The organism is Paramesorhizobium endophyticum (assembly GCF_014640615.1).
Lineage (GTDB): Bacteria > Pseudomonadota > Alphaproteobacteria > Rhizobiales > Rhizobiaceae > Paramesorhizobium > Paramesorhizobium endophyticum.
Genome location: NZ_BMHH01000006.1, coordinates 47,689 through 62,288, shown reverse-complemented (window position 1 = coordinate 62,288; position 14,600 = coordinate 47,689). Strand labels below are relative to the sequence as shown.

Below are 14,600 nucleotides of genomic sequence, written 5' to 3'. Positions count from 1 at the left end.
ATGTCATGACCGAACGGATCATCCTGGCATCGAAAAGCCCGTTTCGCGCCGCGCTTATGAAGAATGCCGGCATCGCCTTCGAGGCCGTGGAAGCCAATATCGACGAGCGCGCCGTGGAAGCGACCCTCGACGGCAGTGGCGCGACGGCCGAGGATGTCGCCGGCGTTCTGGCCGAGGCGAAGGCACTCGACGCCAGCAGCCGTTATCCGGAAGCGCTCGTTATCGGCAGCGATCAGACCCTGTCGCTGGAAGACGAGATTTTCCATAAGCCGGCGGATATGGATGCGGCGCGCCGTCAGCTCCTGAATCTCTCGGGAAAGACCCATGAACTCAACAGCGCCGTGGTCATCGCGCGCGGCGGAGAAATCGTCTGGCGGCATGTCGGTGTGGCGCGGATGACGATGCGCCCGCTCGATCCGGGCTTCATCGGACGCTATCTGGCCCGGGTTGGCGACATCGCGTTGAAGAGCGTCGGCGCCTATCAGATCGAAGGCGAAGGCCTGCAGCTTTTTGAGCGGATCGAAGGCGATTATTTCACCATCGTCGGACTGCCGATGCTGCCGCTCCTCGGTCAGTTGAGGGAACTGGGAGCTATCGATGGCTGAGCCCAAAGCCTTCGTCACCGGCTTTCCGATCAAGCATTCCCGCTCCCCCCTCATCCATGGTTTTTGGTTGGAGGCGCACGGGCTCGAAGGTTCCTATCAGGCCGTAGAGACCCCGCCGGACCTGTTTCCGGCGTTTCTCTCCTCGCTGCGGGAGAATGGCTATGCCGGCGGCAATGTCACGATCCCGCATAAGGAAACCGCCTTTGCGCTGTGCGGAAAGCGTGATGCGGCGGCGGAAGCCATCGGTGCGGTCAATACGCTCTGGTTCGAGGATTGCCGGCTCCATGGTGGCAATACGGATGCCTATGGCTTTGCTGCCAATCTCGATGAATATGCCAAGGGTTGGGATAATGCGGACACCGCGCTGGTTCTGGGAGCCGGCGGCGCCAGCCGCGCCATCATCCATGCGCTGAAAAGCCGGGGATTCAGGCAGATCCATGTTGTCAACCGCACGCTATCCCGCGCTGCGGATTTGGTGGATCATTTTGGAGCCGGTGTTTTCGCCCATCCGCTCGACAAGGCGCAGGATCTGGTTTTTGCGTCGGGCCTCATCGTCAATACCACGCCCGCGGGCATGGAAGGCCATGGCGGGCATGAGATGGCACTGGACCTGAGCCGGGCCGATCCGGCAACGATCGTCACCGACATAGTCTATGTACCCCTGGAAACGCCCTTCCTTTCCGCAGCGCGCGAAGCGGGGCTCAAGACGGTCGATGGTTTGGGGATGCTCCTTCATCAGGCGGTTCCGGGCTTCGAGCGTTGGTTCGGTCTGCGTCCGCAAGTGACGCCGGACCTGCGCGCCCACATCCTCGCCGATATGGAAAAATCCAGATGATAATCCTCGGCCTCACCGGTTCCATCGGCATGGGAAAATCCACCACGGCGCAAATGTTCGCCGATGCCGGCATTCCCATTTATAGCGCCGATGAAGCGGTGCATCGCCTCTACGCAGGCCGCGCCGCGCCGCTGGTCGAGGCCGCTTTCCCCGGCACGACCGACGAAAACGGCGTGAACAGGGAAAAACTCTCCGCCGCGGTCCTCGGAAAACCGGAGGAAATCGCGAAACTGGAGGCTATCATCCATCCGCTCGTGTACGAGGAAAGAGAAGCTTTCCTGCGAAATGCGCGGGCTTCTGGAGCGGACATCGCACTGGTGGATATCCCGCTGCTCTTCGAGATCGGCGCCGAAAAGGACGTAGACAGGATTCTCGTCGTTTCCGCCGCGCCTGATATCCAGCGCCAGCGTGTTCTTGCCCGCCCTGGCATGACGGCGGAAAAATTTGAGGCAATCCTTGCCCGCCAGATATCGGATGCCGAAAAGCGCGCCCGTGCGGATTTTATCATCGATACCGGCCAGGGGCTGGACACGGCCCGGGAAGCGGTCGCGGAAATCATCCGCCATTTGCGGCAAGAGAATGCTGGATAAGGGCTTGTCAGTCTTGCAAATGGCGCACTGGCGTTGGAGTCTGCGCGAGGTTTAGATACTGCGCATTCGTCATCCTCGGGCTTGTCCCGAGGATCTGCCGGCATCGCCATTACAAAGTCGAGTCCGAATGAGCCAGGACTTTGAAATTTCGCCGACAGTAGATCCTCGGGACAAGCCCGAGGATGACGGAGAGGAACATATCTAATGCGGGAAATCGTCTTCGACACGGAAACCACGGGCCTTGAAAGGCTTGAAGACCGGGTCATCGAGATCGGCGGCATAGAACTCGTCAACCGGTTTCCAACGGGCCGCACCTTTCACGTCTATATCAACCCGCAAGGCCGTGCCGTTCATCCGGAAGCGCTGGCGGTTCATGGCATCAGCAACGAGCAGCTTGCCGACAAGCCGACCTTTCCGGAAATCGCCAATGATTTTCTCGAATTCTTCGACGGCGCGCGCCTCGTCGCCCACAATGCGATGTTCGATCTGGGCTTCATCAATGCCGAACTGGAACGCATCGGCCAGCCACCCATCCCGACGGAGCGGGTGGTCGACACGCTGGCGCTCGCGCGCCGCCGTCATCCCATGGGTCCCAATTCGCTCGACGCGCTCTGCCGGCGCTATGGCATCGACAACAGCCGCCGCACCCTGCACGGCGCGCTTCTCGATTCGGAGATTCTGGCGGAAGTCTATATCGAGCTGATCGGCGGCAAGCAGGCCGCGCTTGGCCTGACGATCGAAAATACGAACCGTAATGCCGGAACGGTCGAGAGCGAAACCGTCATCGTCATTGGAGCCCGGCCGCAGCCCCTGCCCTCTCGCCTCTCTTCGCTGGAGGAGGAAGCCCACGTCGCGCTTGTGGCCAAGATGGGTTCGAAGGCTATCTGGGCGAAATATATGGTGGAAGCGGGGGAGTAATTTTTCGGGGAAACGGCATTGCGGAGAGCACCCCCCTCTACCCTGCCGGGCATCTTCCCCTCAAGGGGGAGATTGGCTGACACAACGCTCACCGCTATTCTTCGGCGTTTGCGGTTGGTGCCAGCGCAAATGAAGGCGTAATCTCCCCCCTTGAGGGGGAGATGTCCGGCAGGACAGAGGGGGGTTCTGTTCCGCCGGCGTTTCTCAATAAAAAAGCTACAATCAGCTCTTTACCGCCGCCTTGGCCTGTTCCTCGGCCATGCGCTGCTGGAACATGCCGGCGAAATCGATCGGGTCGATCATCAGCGGCGGGAAGCCGCCATTGCGCGTCGCCTCGGCAATGATCTGGCGGGCGAAGGGGAAGAGCAGCCGCGGGCATTCGATGAAGAGCAGCGGCAGCATGTGCTCCTGCGGGAAGCCCTCGATATGGAAGGCGCCGCCATAGACGAGCTCGACGTTGAAGAGCACGTCCTTGCCCTCGCCTGCGCGGGCCGAAAGCGTCAGCACCACGTCGAATTCGTTCTCGCCGATCGGATTGGCGTTCACATTGACATTGATGTTGATCGAAGGCGCCTTTTCGCGCGGACGCAGCGAGAGCGGCGCGCCCGGGCTTTCGAAGGAGAGATCCTTCACATATTGCGCCAGAATGTTCAGCGACGGCTCGGAGCCGGCGCCGGAACCGTTGCCATTTTTCGCTTCGCTTGAATTCGCAGCGCTCGGTGCCTTTGCCATCGTCGGAAGACCTTTTTCTTAGGGGTAAGGCCGTTATGACCTTGTTAACTCTAGATTCGCCCTAACATGCGCGTCCCCCTGAGGCAATGGCGCAGGGCTTGCAAGCTGTGGCTATTCCCGGTCGCCGCGCCATGGCGAGTTGCGGTCTGGCTTGCGCTCATAATCGTCAGGCGTGAGATCGATGACCCTGTCGCGCGGTTCGCCCGGGGCCTGGGGTCCATGACCGAAGCCTGACGTGCTCATGGTCACGATGACGCGACTGCGGATCAAATAACGCCAGACGAGATCGCGCACCGGCGGAATGAACAGCAGGAGCCCCAGAATGTCCGTGAAAAAGCCGGGTATGATGAGCAGGATCGCCGCCACGACCAGCATCGCGCCATGCACCACTTCACGGTCGGGAACACGGCCCGCCGCGATTTCCGTCCGGATCCGCTGCAACAGGCTGAAGCCCTGGACGCGCAGAAGGAAAAGGCCCAGCATGCCCGAAAGCACCACCAGCGCAAGGGTCGGAAGCACACCGATATGGCTGCCGACGATCACGAAGCCCGCGATTTCCACGAAGGGCAGCGCCAGGAAGAGGAGCGCGATGAGAGAAAATGGCACGGGGTCGCTGACCTTTCGTTGGTATACCGAGGAGAAACCTCTTTATTCAATGCTCTAGAACTGGGATCGGCATTTGAATGATTCAACGTGTCAGACTATATGTTTTTGGGAGTTCATTGCAATTTCCGATGGGTGAATCGCGTTAGACGCTGATTCCCGTGCTCGGCATCACCAGGATCGGCAGGCGGTATGGAATTTTTCGATTTCGGGACGATTTTCTTCTTCGTGGCGGCAGTGATCATCTTCCTGCAACTGCGCAATGTCCTTGGACGCCGCACCGGCAATGAGCGCCCGCCCTATGATCCATACGCGCCCCGCACCAATGACCCGGCAAAGAGCGCGCCGGCCAATGCGAACGGCGATAATGTCGTGTCCCTGCCCCGCCGGACGGCGGAGCCGGCGGAAAAGGATTTCACCGACATCGACGCCATCGCACCCGCCGGTACGCCGCTCAATGACGGATTGCGCGCCATCCGCGCCGCCGATCCGTCCTTCGAACCGAAGCGCTTCCTCGAGGGCGCAAAGATGGCCTATGAGATGATCGTGACCTCCTTTGCGGAGGGAGACCGCAAGGCGTTGAAGACGCTTCTCGCCAAGGATGTTTATGATGGTTTCGTTGCGGCCATCGATGAGCGGGAGAAGAAGGGCGAGACGATCAAATCCTCCTTCGTCGGGATCAACAAGGCCGATATATCGGGCGCGGGGATGAAGGGCGGCGAGGCCAATGTCACGATGCGGATCGTCAGCCAGATGATTTCCGCGACGATGGACAAGGATGGCAATGTCGTCGATGGCGATCCGGACGCCGTGGTCGAAATCAAGGATGTCTGGACCTTCGCCCGCGACACCCGCTCCCGCGATCCCAACTGGAAGCTGGTGGCGACGGAAGCCGAGGATTGATCCTGAATCGCGATAGGCGGTTGAAAGAGGGTACAGCCATGCTGTCGCGGCTTTTCACGCCCATGTCCTTTGCCGACGTTCCGGGCTGGGGTGATGACGATCATGCCATTGCCTTCGCCGCGTTCCAGCGTTCGGCTTTCCGCGTATTGGAGAAGCCCTATCGCAGCGGGGGGCTCGGTATCAGTTTTGAATCGCTGGCGCCGATTTTCGCGGCGGCGAGAGAATTTTCCGCGTTGAGCGACGCCGAAGCCCGCACCTTCTTCGAAGCCCATTTTTTGCCATGTTTAATCCGAGAAAAGGCCTTCATTACCGGCTTTTACGAGCCCGAAATTGAGGCTTCCCCGGCGAAAACCGGCCTATACCGCGTTCCATTTTATCGAAAACCCGACGATCTCGTCGAACTCGACGACCGGAACCGCCCCCCGCATATCGACCCGTCCTTCGCCTTCGCGCGCAAGGTGGGAGAAGAGTTCACCGAATATCACGACCGCCGCGCGATCGAATCGGGCGAACTGGAAGGCCGCAATCTCGAGATCGCCTATGTCGCGGATCGGGTCGGTGCTTTCTTCGCCCATGTCCAGGGCGCGGCAAGGCTGCACATGCCCGATGGTTCATGGCGGCGGATTACCTATGCGGCGAAATCCGGCCATCCCTTCACCAGCATCGGCCGGGTGCTGATCGGGCTTGGCGAAATCCCGGAAGCCGAAGTCACCATGCAGTCGATCCGCGCCTGGCTGCGCGATAATCCGTATCGCATCGATGAAATCCTCTGGCAAAACCACTCCTATATCTTCTTCCGCGAGGCGCCTGTGGAGGACCCGGCGCTCGGTCCCATCGCCGCCGCCAAAGTGCCGCTGACCCCAGGGCGCTCCATCGCTGTGGACCGGCTGCTTCACACATTCGGCACGCCCTTTTTCATAGATGCGCCGGATTTGCGAGCGTTCGGAACCGATGGTTTTCGCCGTCTGATGATCGCGCAGGACACCGGCACGGCCATTGTCGGCCCCGCGCGCGGTGATCTCTTCACCGGCTCCGGTCCGGCTGCAGGCGAGATCGCGGGCGTCATCCGTAACAATGCTGATTTTTATGCACTGGTGCCGAGGAGCCTGCTATAGCATGATCCCGAAAAGTTGTAGACTTCCAGGTAAGATCATGCGGCGAAACAAAGAGTTAGAGCAGGATGCCTGTTTCAATTTCATTGCATCCTGCTCTAAAGGGGTGATTTATGGCACCCCGCGACAAGAAACCGAAAGATGCTGACGACTGGCCGCAAACCCCGTTGCGGCTGGAAGACCGTATTCTCTGGGAAACCGTCGCCCGCACCACACGTCCCCTGAAGCCTCGCGCCTCGCGCCTCCCTAAATTGCCCGATGATTTCGAGCTCTGGGAAGCGGAAGTCGGCGGACGGGAGCCAGCATCGCCGCCGCAAGTGGGGCAGGTGCCCCCTGCCCTCCCGCCTGCAGCGAAGCCAAAACAGCCCCCGCGCGAGCCATATCCGCCCCACCCGCTCGACCGGACGACGCATCGCAAAATCGCCAAGGGCCGGCTCGATATCGAGGCGCGGATCGATCTGCACGGCCTGACGCAAGGCGAGGCGCATGGGCTGCTCTATGGCTTCCTGCTCGATGCCCGTTCTCGGGGCCTGCGCCATGTGCTTGTCATCACCGGCAAAGGCTCGTCTTCCGGCAGCGAGGGCATATTGCGCCAGGCGGTGCCGCATTGGTTTTCCACGCCCGCTTTCCGCATTCTGGTCAGCGCTTACGAGGATGCAGCGCGCAAGCATGGCGGCCATGGCGCGCTCTATGTCCGCCTGCGCCGCACTACAACATGATGGGGAAAAGGCCATGACACCCTTCGGCAAGCGCCTGCGGGAACTGCGCGAAGAGCGCAACGTCTCGCAGAAGGAAATGGCCGCGAAGATCGGGGTTTCGGCGGCCTACCTCTCGGCGCTGGAGCACGGTCGCCGCGGCCAGCCGACCTGGGACCTTCTCCAGCGGATCATCACCTATTTCAACATCATCTGGGACGAGGCGGAGGAATTGCAGCAACTGGCGAAGATTTCGCATCCCCGCGTCGTGATCGACACAGCGGGCCTTTCGCCGGAAGCCACCGAACTCGCCAATCTGATCGCCTCCAGTATCCGCATGATCGACCGCGAGACGATCCTGTCGCTCACCGAAGAGGTCAAGGCTGCAAGGAAGCGGCGCAAGACAATGCGAAGCTAGAAAAGCTCCTTGAGTTCATCCAGCTTGCTGTTCACCAGCCAGCCATAATAATTTTCCTGCGGCAGCAGCAGCTCCTGGCCCGCCGCCCTGCGCTTCGCATTTTCCCGGCCAAGCGCACGGGCGCGTTCATCGGCCCCGCCGGTATTGTAAAGCGTCGCGGTGATGCCGGGATTCTTCGAAATGTCGAAATCGGCGAATTGCCGGTAGGCGTCGATGGAGTGTTTTAGCGTCGCCGCCACATAAGGCAGCGTCAGGTCTGGATCCATGATCGTCTTGTAGACCGTATTGCCGTCTTCGGCGTCGAGCTTGGGCAGGCCGGAGATGCGGTTGACCATATCAGACATCTGCAAGGCCGTCAGCGGATTGATCTGTCCGAGCCCAAACGTCTGCCCCGCATAGAAGGGCTGGAAAAAAACGGCGCTGAAACGCTGGTTGGGATAGGATTTGCCATCTACCCGGCGACCGCGGAACGTCCGGTTCCACACATCCTCGCGGCAATCCCAGAGGGAATAGCTGTCCGTAAAGCTGCCACAGGCCGAAAATTCCGGCCGCTTCACGAAATCCCCCACCGCCTCGCCATTATAATCGAAGCTCACCCCCTGCCGCGCATAGGACATGGCCTTGACGTAATAGGTCTGGAGCCGGTCATATACATCCACATTATAGGTATGCTCGCCGACGATGGCCCCGGCTATATGGATGGGATCGATGCCATAGTCGGCAGCAATATTCTTGATCTTCGTCCGCAATCCCGCGTCGCGCTTCAGCAGATCATAGATCTTGCGGTACTTCGCATCGTAGGTCGTCTTGAGTTCGCGCGTGCGCTTGGCCGAGGCGCCGGGAATGCTGGGCTGTTCCGCATTGCGGTTTCCTGGGGGAACCAGCGTGGCCGCATTAGCGTCGCCGAAGCTGAGGAGGCTCGCGGCAAAGAGGCCCATGCCGGCGATAAGGGTTAACAGGCTCTTCATGTCTGTGCGGTCAGCCCCGGGGAAATCAAACGTTCCGTTGGTGGAACGTCGGGGCGGAAAATAGAAAACCCCCTCGGTGAAGTCGAGGGGGTTTTACGATTAGTTAACGGCGATGCTGGAATGCCACACCGTTTCACGTAAAACGAAAGGTGCGATTCGTGTATCGGTGCCAAGCGCCCTCGTGGTTCGAGGCGAATTCCGCTGCGCTCCATTCGCACCTCACCATGAGGGCTGATGGATCGCCGCAGCCGCCATCGGATGAGAGGCGCGACGCCCCTTCACCCTCATCCTGAGGTGCGGAGCGAAGCGGAGCCTCGAAGGACGAGGGTGAAGGGGATCGTATATGCCCCTTACAAAATAAACCGCGACAAGTCCGCATTCTTGGCTAGGTCGCCGACTGTATCCCGCACATATTTGGCATCGACGGTGAAGGTCGTGCCGGATTTGTCCGGCGCGGCGAAGGAGATTTCGTCGAGCACCCGCTCCATCACCGTCTGCAGCCGCCGCGCGCCGATATTCTCAACGCTGGAGTTCAGGTCCACAGCGATATCGGCGAGCGCGTCAATGGCATCGTCGGTGATGTCGAGCGTCACCTCTTCCGTCGCCATAAGCGCGATATATTGCTTGATCAGGCTCGCCTCGGTCTCCGTAAGGATCCGGCGGAAATCCTCCCGCGTCAGCGCATTGAGCTCGACGCGGATCGGGAGGCGGCCCTGCAATTCGGGTAGCAGATCCGATGGCTTCGAAACATGGAAAGCGCCCGAGGCGATGAACAGGATGTGGTCCGTCTTCACCGGCCCATATTTTGTCGCCACCGTCGTTCCCTCGACCAGCGGCAGCAGATCGCGCTGCACGCCCTCGCGTGAGACACCTGCGCCGACGCCGCCATCACGCGCGGCGATCTTGTCGATCTCGTCGAGAAAGACGATGCCGTCATCTTCCGTCGACCGCAGCGCCTCCTGCACGATCTGCTCCTGGTCGAGCAGCTTGTCGGACTCGTCATTGATGAGCAGGCCGTAGGATTCCTTCACCGTGGTCTTGCGCAGCTTGGTGCGTCCGCCCATAGCCTTGCCGAGCATGTCGCTCAGATTCAGCACGCCGATATTGGCGCCCGGCATCCCCGGAATTTCGAAGCTCGGCATGCCGGAACCGCTGTCGGCCACCTCCACCTCGATTTCCTTGTCGTCGAGCAGCCCGTCGCGCAGCTTCTTGCGGAAGGAATCGCGCGTTGCCGGGCTCGCCGTCTTGCCGACAAGCGCATCGAGCACCCGTTCCTCGGCGTTGAGATGCGCCCGCGCCTTCACCTCCTCGCGCTTCTTCTCGCGCACGAGGCCGATGGCGACTTCTACGAGATCACGGATGATCTGCTCCACATCGCGGCCGACATAGCCGACCTCGGTGAACTTCGTCGCTTCCACCTTGATGAAGGGCGCGCCCGCCAGCTTGGCGAGGCGGCGGGAGATTTCGGTTTTGCCCACGCCGGTCGGTCCGATCATCAGGATGTTCTTGGGCATCACCTCTTCGCGCATCTGCCCTTCGAGCTGCTGGCGCCGCCAGCGATTGCGCAGCGCAATGGCCACGGCGCGCTTGGCGTCCTTCTGCCCGATAATGAAGCGGTCGAGTTCGGAAACGATCTCGCGGGGGGAAAATGTTGTCATTCTTCTGATTCCAGTTCACCGTTACGCGGCGTCGATGCTTTCGAGGATGATATTGCTGTTGGTGTAGACGCATATATCGGCGGCGATCTGCATGGCCCGGCGTGCGATATCCTCGGCGTTCATATCCGTATCGATCAGTGCCCGCGCCGCGGCGAGCGCGTAATTGCCGCCGGAGCCGATGGCCATAACGCCATGTTCCGGCTCCAGCACGTCGCCCGTGCCGGTCAGCGCCAGGGTAACCTGGCTGTCCGCCACCAGCATCATCGCCTCGAGGCGGCGCAGGTAGCGGTCAGTGCGCCAGTCCTTGGCAAGTTCCACTGAGGCACGCATCAGCTGGTCGGGATATTGCTCGAGCTTCGATTCCAGCCTTTCCAGCAGCGTGAAGGCGTCGGCGGTTGCGCCGGCAAAGCCCGCGATGACATTACCCTTGCCGATGCGGCGCACCTTGCGCGCATTGCCCTTCATCACCGTCTGGCCGAGCGAGACCTGCCCATCGCCGGCGATCACCACCTTGCCGCCCTTGCGGATGGTGACGATCGTGGTGCCGTAAATGGTGTTGGGATTATGTTCGATCATGAAAAACTCCGTTGAGCAGGCCCCTCGCCCCGTCAACGGCGGCAACATGGAACCCCTTGATGCCAGTCTATGTATGAACGCATGAACGAAATGCAAACCGCTTTGGCTTAACATTCCTTCAGTCCTCGTGCTCGGGCTTGTGGCGGAATTGCCAAGCGCCCTCGCCCTTCGAGGCTCGTTCCGCTGCGCTCCACGAGCGCCTCAGGATGAGGGCTACAGGAAGCGCCGGCGCCCCTTCACCCTCATGGTGAGGTGCGACCCTGAGGTGCTCGCGAAGCGAGCCTCGAAGGGGAGCCTCGAACCACGAGGGTGAAGGGCTCCAGGAAACATTCATTTGGCAAAGGACGCTCGCTGTTCTAGAAGCGGGTTAACTTACGACAGCGGGAATAAACCATGGCATCGAACAGCAACCGCACTGCGTCGGTAGAGCGCACCACAAAGGAAACCAGCATCGCCGTTTCCGTCGATCTCGACGGTACCGGGGCGTTCGAGATCTCCACGGGCGTCGGCTTTTTCGACCATATGCTGGAGCAGCTTTCGCGCCACTCGCTGATCGACATGAAGATCAAGGCCAAGGGCGATCTCCATATCGATGATCATCATACGGTTGAAGATACCGGCATCGCCATCGGGCAGGCCATCGCCAAGGCGCTGGGCGAACGGCGTGGCATCATGCGCTATGCCTCCATCGACCTCGCCATGGATGAAACATTGACGCGCGCCGCGCTCGATGTGTCGGGCCGCCCGTTCCTCGTCTGGCAGGTGGAATTCTCTGCGCCGAAGATCGGCACTTTCGATACCGAGCTGGTGCGCGAATTCTTCCACGCGCTGGCGCAAAATGCCGGGATCACCCTGCATGTGACCAATCATTACGGCGCAAACAATCACCATATCGCCGAGACCTGCTTCAAGGCGGTGGCGCGTGCGCTGCGGACGGCAATCGAAGCCGATCCGCGCCAGAAGGACGCGATCCCCTCCACCAAGGGCACTCTGAAAGGCTGATCACATGGCAAGCTATGTCGTCATGGAGCCGCCGGCGGAAACGGGCAAAGACACGGCGGAGCGCACGGTTTTCGTCCGTGACGGCTTTTCGTTTTTGGCGCTGATCATGCCCGTCATCTGGCTTCTCTTCTATCGCCTCTGGTTCGAGGCTGGCCTGGTTCTGGCCGCGGCGGTGGCATTGGGAGTGGCCGGTGAATATTGGGGCGCACCCGGCACCGCTACCATCCTGACGCTCCTCATATCCATTCTCGTCGCGCTCGAAGGCAACAATTGGCGTCTTTCCGCGCTGCGCCGCAAGGGCTATGCCGAGAAGGGTGTCATCGAGGCGGACGACCGGGCGGAAGCCGAAATCCGCTATTTCTCTAATGGCGCAACGGCTCCGGCCACGCGGAAGAAGCGCGCCAGCCGATCCGCCTCCACCCAGCCGGATGCAAGGCTGGGCCTTGTCGGCTTTTCCGGAGAAAATTGAGAATGCGTGTCGCCATCATCGATTACGGTTCGGGGAATTTGCGTTCCGCGACCAAGGCTTTCGAGCGCGCCGCGCGGGAAAACGGCGTTGACGCGCAAATCGATCTGACCAGCGATGCCGAGCGGGTGCTGACCGCCGACCGCATCGTGCTGCCGGGCGTCGGCGCCTATGCCGATTGCCGCCGCGGGCTCGCCGCCGTGCCAGGCATGGCGGAGGCGGTGCAGGAAGTAGCGATAGACAAGGCGCGCCCGTTCCTCGGCATCTGCGTCGGCATGCAATTGATGTCCTCGCGCGGTTTGGAAAAGACCGTGACCGAAGGCTTCGGCTGGATTGAGGGCGATGTGCGCGAAATGACGCCATCGGACCCGTCCTTGAAAATCCCCCAGATCGGCTGGAACACGATTCACGTGAAACATTCCCACCCGCTCTTCGACGAAATTAAGACCGGTGCGGACGGCCTCCACGCCTATTTTGTTCATTCCTATGCGCTCGAGGCGGAAAACCCTGACGATGTGTTGGCGACTGCCGATTACGACGGTCCCATCACCGCCGCTGTCGCCCGCGACAATCTGGCAGGCACGCAGTTCCATCCCGAAAAGAGCCAGGCGCTCGGCCTTGCCCTCATCGCCAATTTCCTGAAGTGGAAGCCATGATCCTCTTTCCCGCCATCGATTTGAAGGACGGCCAGTGCGTTCGCCTGAAGCTGGGCGATATGGACAGCGCCACCGTCTATAACGCCGACCCCGCCGCACAGGCGAAAGCCTTCGAGGAACATGGCTTCGAGTGGCTGCATGTGGTGGACTTGAACGGCGCTTTCGCGGGCGAGAGCGTCAATGGCGCGGCAGTGGAAGCGATACTGAAGGGGACGAAGAATCCGGTACAGTTGGGCGGCGGTATCCGTACGCTTGAGCATATCGAAAACTGGCTGGCAAAGGGCCTTGCGCGGGTGATCCTGGGCACGGTCGCCGTGCGCGATCCGGCGCTGGTCATCGAGGCCTGCAAGAGATTTCCAGGAAAAATAGCCGTCGGCATCGACGCCAAGGGCGGCAAGGTCGCGGTCGAGGGCTGGGCGGAAGCCTCGGAACTCGGCGTTATCGAGCTCGCCAGAAAATTCGAGGGTGCGGGCGTGGCTGCGATCATCTACACCGATATCGACCGCGACGGGGTTCTGGCCGGTATCAATTGGGAATCGACCCTGGCGCTGGCGGACGCCGTTTCCATTCCGGTCATCGCCTCGGGCGGCCTTGCCTCCATCGAGGATATCAAGCGCATGACAATGCCCGACGCCCGCAAGCTCGAAGGCGCCATTTCCGGCCGTGCGCTTTATGATGGGCGTATCGATCCTCAAGAAGCGCTGGAAATCTTGAGGGCCGCTGCATGACACTCAAGGCCCGCGTAATTCCCTGCCTGGATGTGAAAGATGGCCGCGTCGTCAAGGGCGTCAATTTTGTCGATCTGATCGATGCCGGCGATCCTGTCGAGGCGGCGAAAGCCTATGATGCCGCCGGTGCGGACGAACTCTGCTTCCTCGACATCACCGCCTCCTCGGAGAACCGCGAGACGATCTTCGATGTGGTCGCGCGCACGGCCGAGCAATGCTTCATGCCGTTGACGGTCGGCGGCGGGGTACGCACGGTCGCGGATATCCGCAAGCTGCTGCTCGCCGGGGCCGACAAGGTGTCGATCAACACGGCAGCGGTGAAAAATCCGGACTTTGTCGCCGAAGCGGCGAATAAGTTCGGCAACCAGTGCATCGTCGTCGCCATTGACGCCAAGAAAGTGTCCGGCCCCGACGAGGCGGACCGCTGGGAAATCTTCACCCATGGCGGACGCGAGGCGACAGGCATCGACGCCATCGATTTTGCCCGGCGCATGGTCGATCTCGGCGCGGGTGAAATCCTCCTCACCTCCATGGACCGCGACGGCACCAAGGCCGGCTACGATATCGCGCTGACCCGCGCGGTGGCGGATGCGGTGCGCGCGCCGGTCATCGCCTCCGGCGGCGTCGGCAATCTCGACCATCTGGTGGCCGGGATTCGTGACGGACACGCCACGGCTGTCCTCGCCGCGTCAATTTTTCACTTCGGCACCTATACGATCGGTGAGGCAAAGCGCTATATGGCGGAAGCCGGGATCGCTATGCGGCTCGATCCGGCCCAGTAAATTTCGGGCGGGGAGGACAAATGACGGATTTTACTCTCAAGGATCTGGAGAGCATCGTCGCCGAGCGCGCCGCTGTCACGGACGGTTCGTCCTATACGGCGAGCCTCGTCGCCAAGGGCGTCGGCAAAGCCGCCCAGAAGTTGGGTGAGGAAGCGGTCGAGACGGTGATAGCAGCCGTTTCGGGCGATAGGGATGGCGTCATCAGTGAGAGCGCCGACCTTCTCTACCATCTCCTGGTGGTCTGGAAGATAAACGGCGTCGAGCTTGCCTCGGTTCTCTCGGAACTCGAACGGCGCACCGCGCAATCCGGCCTTGCGGAAAAGGCCGGACGCAAAACCTCCTGAGGGGCACCT

At 60.9% G+C, this 14,600-nt stretch carries 19 protein-coding genes; 14 read left to right on the top strand and 5 right to left on the bottom strand.

Features of this window, described 5'->3' with window-relative positions; all coding sequences use genetic code 11:
- Window positions 1-5: 5 nt before the first annotated feature.
- From IEX53_RS09110 to dnaQ, 4 genes are all read left to right on the top strand, one after another.
- On the top strand, window positions 6-605 hold the full coding sequence (locus IEX53_RS09110) for a Maf-like protein (protein ID WP_188823650.1): 600 nt from the start codon (window positions 6-8) through the stop codon (window positions 603-605).
- Entirely contained in the window at window positions 598-1,440 is an 843-nt protein-coding gene (locus IEX53_RS09105; protein WP_188823648.1) for a shikimate dehydrogenase, read from the top strand. Before IEX53_RS09110 ends, IEX53_RS09105 begins: the two co-directional genes overlap by 8 nt.
- Window positions 1,437-2,030, top strand: a complete 594-nt coding sequence (gene coaE / locus IEX53_RS09100; protein ID WP_188823646.1) for a dephospho-CoA kinase — start codon at window positions 1,437-1,439, stop codon at window positions 2,028-2,030. Before IEX53_RS09105 ends, coaE begins: the two co-directional genes overlap by 4 nt.
- A gap of 204 nt (window positions 2,031-2,234) precedes the next feature.
- Complete coding sequence (gene dnaQ / locus IEX53_RS09095; protein WP_188823644.1) at window positions 2,235-2,948, top strand: DNA polymerase III subunit epsilon; 714 nt, start codon at window positions 2,235-2,237, stop codon at window positions 2,946-2,948.
- Between the two features lie 222 nt (window positions 2,949-3,170).
- On the opposite strand, the gene secB is transcribed toward dnaQ, so the two are convergent.
- Window positions 3,171-3,680: a protein-export chaperone SecB gene (secB, locus tag IEX53_RS09090; RefSeq protein ID WP_188823642.1), complete on the bottom strand. Its 510-nt coding sequence runs from the start codon at window positions 3,678-3,680 to the stop codon at window positions 3,171-3,173.
- Window positions 3,681-3,791: 111 nt separating this feature from the next.
- Window positions 3,792-4,286, bottom strand: a complete 495-nt coding sequence (locus IEX53_RS09085) for an FxsA family protein (protein ID WP_188823641.1) — start codon at window positions 4,284-4,286, stop codon at window positions 3,792-3,794.
- Window positions 4,287-4,475: 189 nt separating this feature from the next.
- Here IEX53_RS09085 and IEX53_RS09080 point away from each other — a divergent pair, with 189 nt between their 5' ends.
- The 4 genes from IEX53_RS09080 (at window position 4,476) to IEX53_RS09065 (ending at window position 7,411) form a co-directional block, all read left to right on the top strand.
- On the top strand, window positions 4,476-5,186 hold the full coding sequence (locus IEX53_RS09080; protein ID WP_188823639.1) for a Tim44/TimA family putative adaptor protein: 711 nt from the start codon (window positions 4,476-4,478) through the stop codon (window positions 5,184-5,186).
- A 38-nt stretch (window positions 5,187-5,224) separates the two neighbouring features.
- Window positions 5,225-6,301, top strand: a complete 1,077-nt coding sequence (gene mltA / locus IEX53_RS09075; RefSeq protein ID WP_188823637.1) for a murein transglycosylase A — start codon at window positions 5,225-5,227, stop codon at window positions 6,299-6,301.
- Between the two features lie 110 nt (window positions 6,302-6,411).
- Window positions 6,412-7,017 (top strand): Smr/MutS family protein, encoded by a 606-nt coding sequence (locus IEX53_RS09070; protein WP_188823634.1) that lies wholly within the window; start codon window positions 6,412-6,414, stop codon window positions 7,015-7,017.
- Between the two features lie 13 nt (window positions 7,018-7,030).
- The gene (locus IEX53_RS09065) at window positions 7,031-7,411 is read left to right on the top strand and encodes a helix-turn-helix domain-containing protein (RefSeq protein ID WP_188823632.1); all 381 of its coding nucleotides are present in this window, start codon (window positions 7,031-7,033) and stop codon (window positions 7,409-7,411) included.
- On the opposite strand, the gene IEX53_RS09060 is transcribed toward IEX53_RS09065, so the two are convergent.
- From IEX53_RS09060 to hslV, 3 genes are all read right to left on the bottom strand, one after another.
- Window positions 7,408-8,349 carry a DUF1402 family protein gene (locus IEX53_RS09060; RefSeq protein WP_236016119.1) on the bottom strand — a complete coding sequence of 314 codons (942 nt, stop codon included), beginning with the start codon at window positions 8,347-8,349 and terminating at the stop codon, window positions 7,408-7,410. The two genes, IEX53_RS09065 and IEX53_RS09060, sit on opposite strands and share 4 nt — an antisense overlap.
- 380 nt (window positions 8,350-8,729) lie before the next feature.
- On the bottom strand, window positions 8,730-10,037 hold the full coding sequence (hslU, locus tag IEX53_RS09055) for an ATP-dependent protease ATPase subunit HslU (RefSeq protein WP_188823628.1): 1,308 nt from the start codon (window positions 10,035-10,037) through the stop codon (window positions 8,730-8,732).
- Between the two features lie 21 nt (window positions 10,038-10,058).
- Window positions 10,059-10,613: an ATP-dependent protease subunit HslV gene (gene hslV / locus IEX53_RS09050; RefSeq protein WP_188823626.1), complete on the bottom strand. Its 555-nt coding sequence runs from the start codon at window positions 10,611-10,613 to the stop codon at window positions 10,059-10,061.
- A gap of 393 nt (window positions 10,614-11,006) precedes the next feature.
- Here hslV and hisB point away from each other — a divergent pair, with 393 nt between their 5' ends.
- From hisB to IEX53_RS09020, 6 genes are read left to right on the top strand one after another with little or no spacing between them, the layout of a single operon-like run.
- Complete coding sequence (hisB, locus tag IEX53_RS09045; protein WP_188823624.1) at window positions 11,007-11,615, top strand: imidazoleglycerol-phosphate dehydratase HisB; 609 nt, start codon at window positions 11,007-11,009, stop codon at window positions 11,613-11,615.
- Window positions 11,616-11,619: 4 nt separating this feature from the next.
- Window positions 11,620-12,084: a DUF2628 domain-containing protein gene (locus IEX53_RS09040; RefSeq protein WP_188823622.1), complete on the top strand. Its 465-nt coding sequence runs from the start codon at window positions 11,620-11,622 to the stop codon at window positions 12,082-12,084.
- A gap of 2 nt (window positions 12,085-12,086) precedes the next feature.
- Entirely contained in the window at window positions 12,087-12,737 is a 651-nt protein-coding gene (gene hisH, locus IEX53_RS09035) for an imidazole glycerol phosphate synthase subunit HisH (protein ID WP_188823620.1), read from the top strand.
- Window positions 12,734-13,465 (top strand): 1-(5-phosphoribosyl)-5-[(5-phosphoribosylamino)methylideneamino]imidazole-4-carboxamide isomerase, encoded by a 732-nt coding sequence (hisA, locus tag IEX53_RS09030; protein ID WP_188823618.1) that lies wholly within the window; start codon window positions 12,734-12,736, stop codon window positions 13,463-13,465. The genes hisH and hisA overlap by 4 nt, the downstream gene beginning before the upstream one ends.
- Window positions 13,462-14,247 carry an imidazole glycerol phosphate synthase subunit HisF gene (hisF, locus tag IEX53_RS09025; RefSeq protein ID WP_188823616.1) on the top strand — a complete coding sequence of 262 codons (786 nt, stop codon included), beginning with the start codon at window positions 13,462-13,464 and terminating at the stop codon, window positions 14,245-14,247. The genes hisA and hisF overlap by 4 nt, the downstream gene beginning before the upstream one ends.
- 20 nt (window positions 14,248-14,267) lie before the next feature.
- The gene (locus IEX53_RS09020) at window positions 14,268-14,591 is read left to right on the top strand and encodes a phosphoribosyl-ATP diphosphatase (RefSeq protein WP_188823615.1); all 324 of its coding nucleotides are present in this window, start codon (window positions 14,268-14,270) and stop codon (window positions 14,589-14,591) included.
- The last annotated feature ends 9 nt before the right edge of the window (window positions 14,592-14,600 follow it).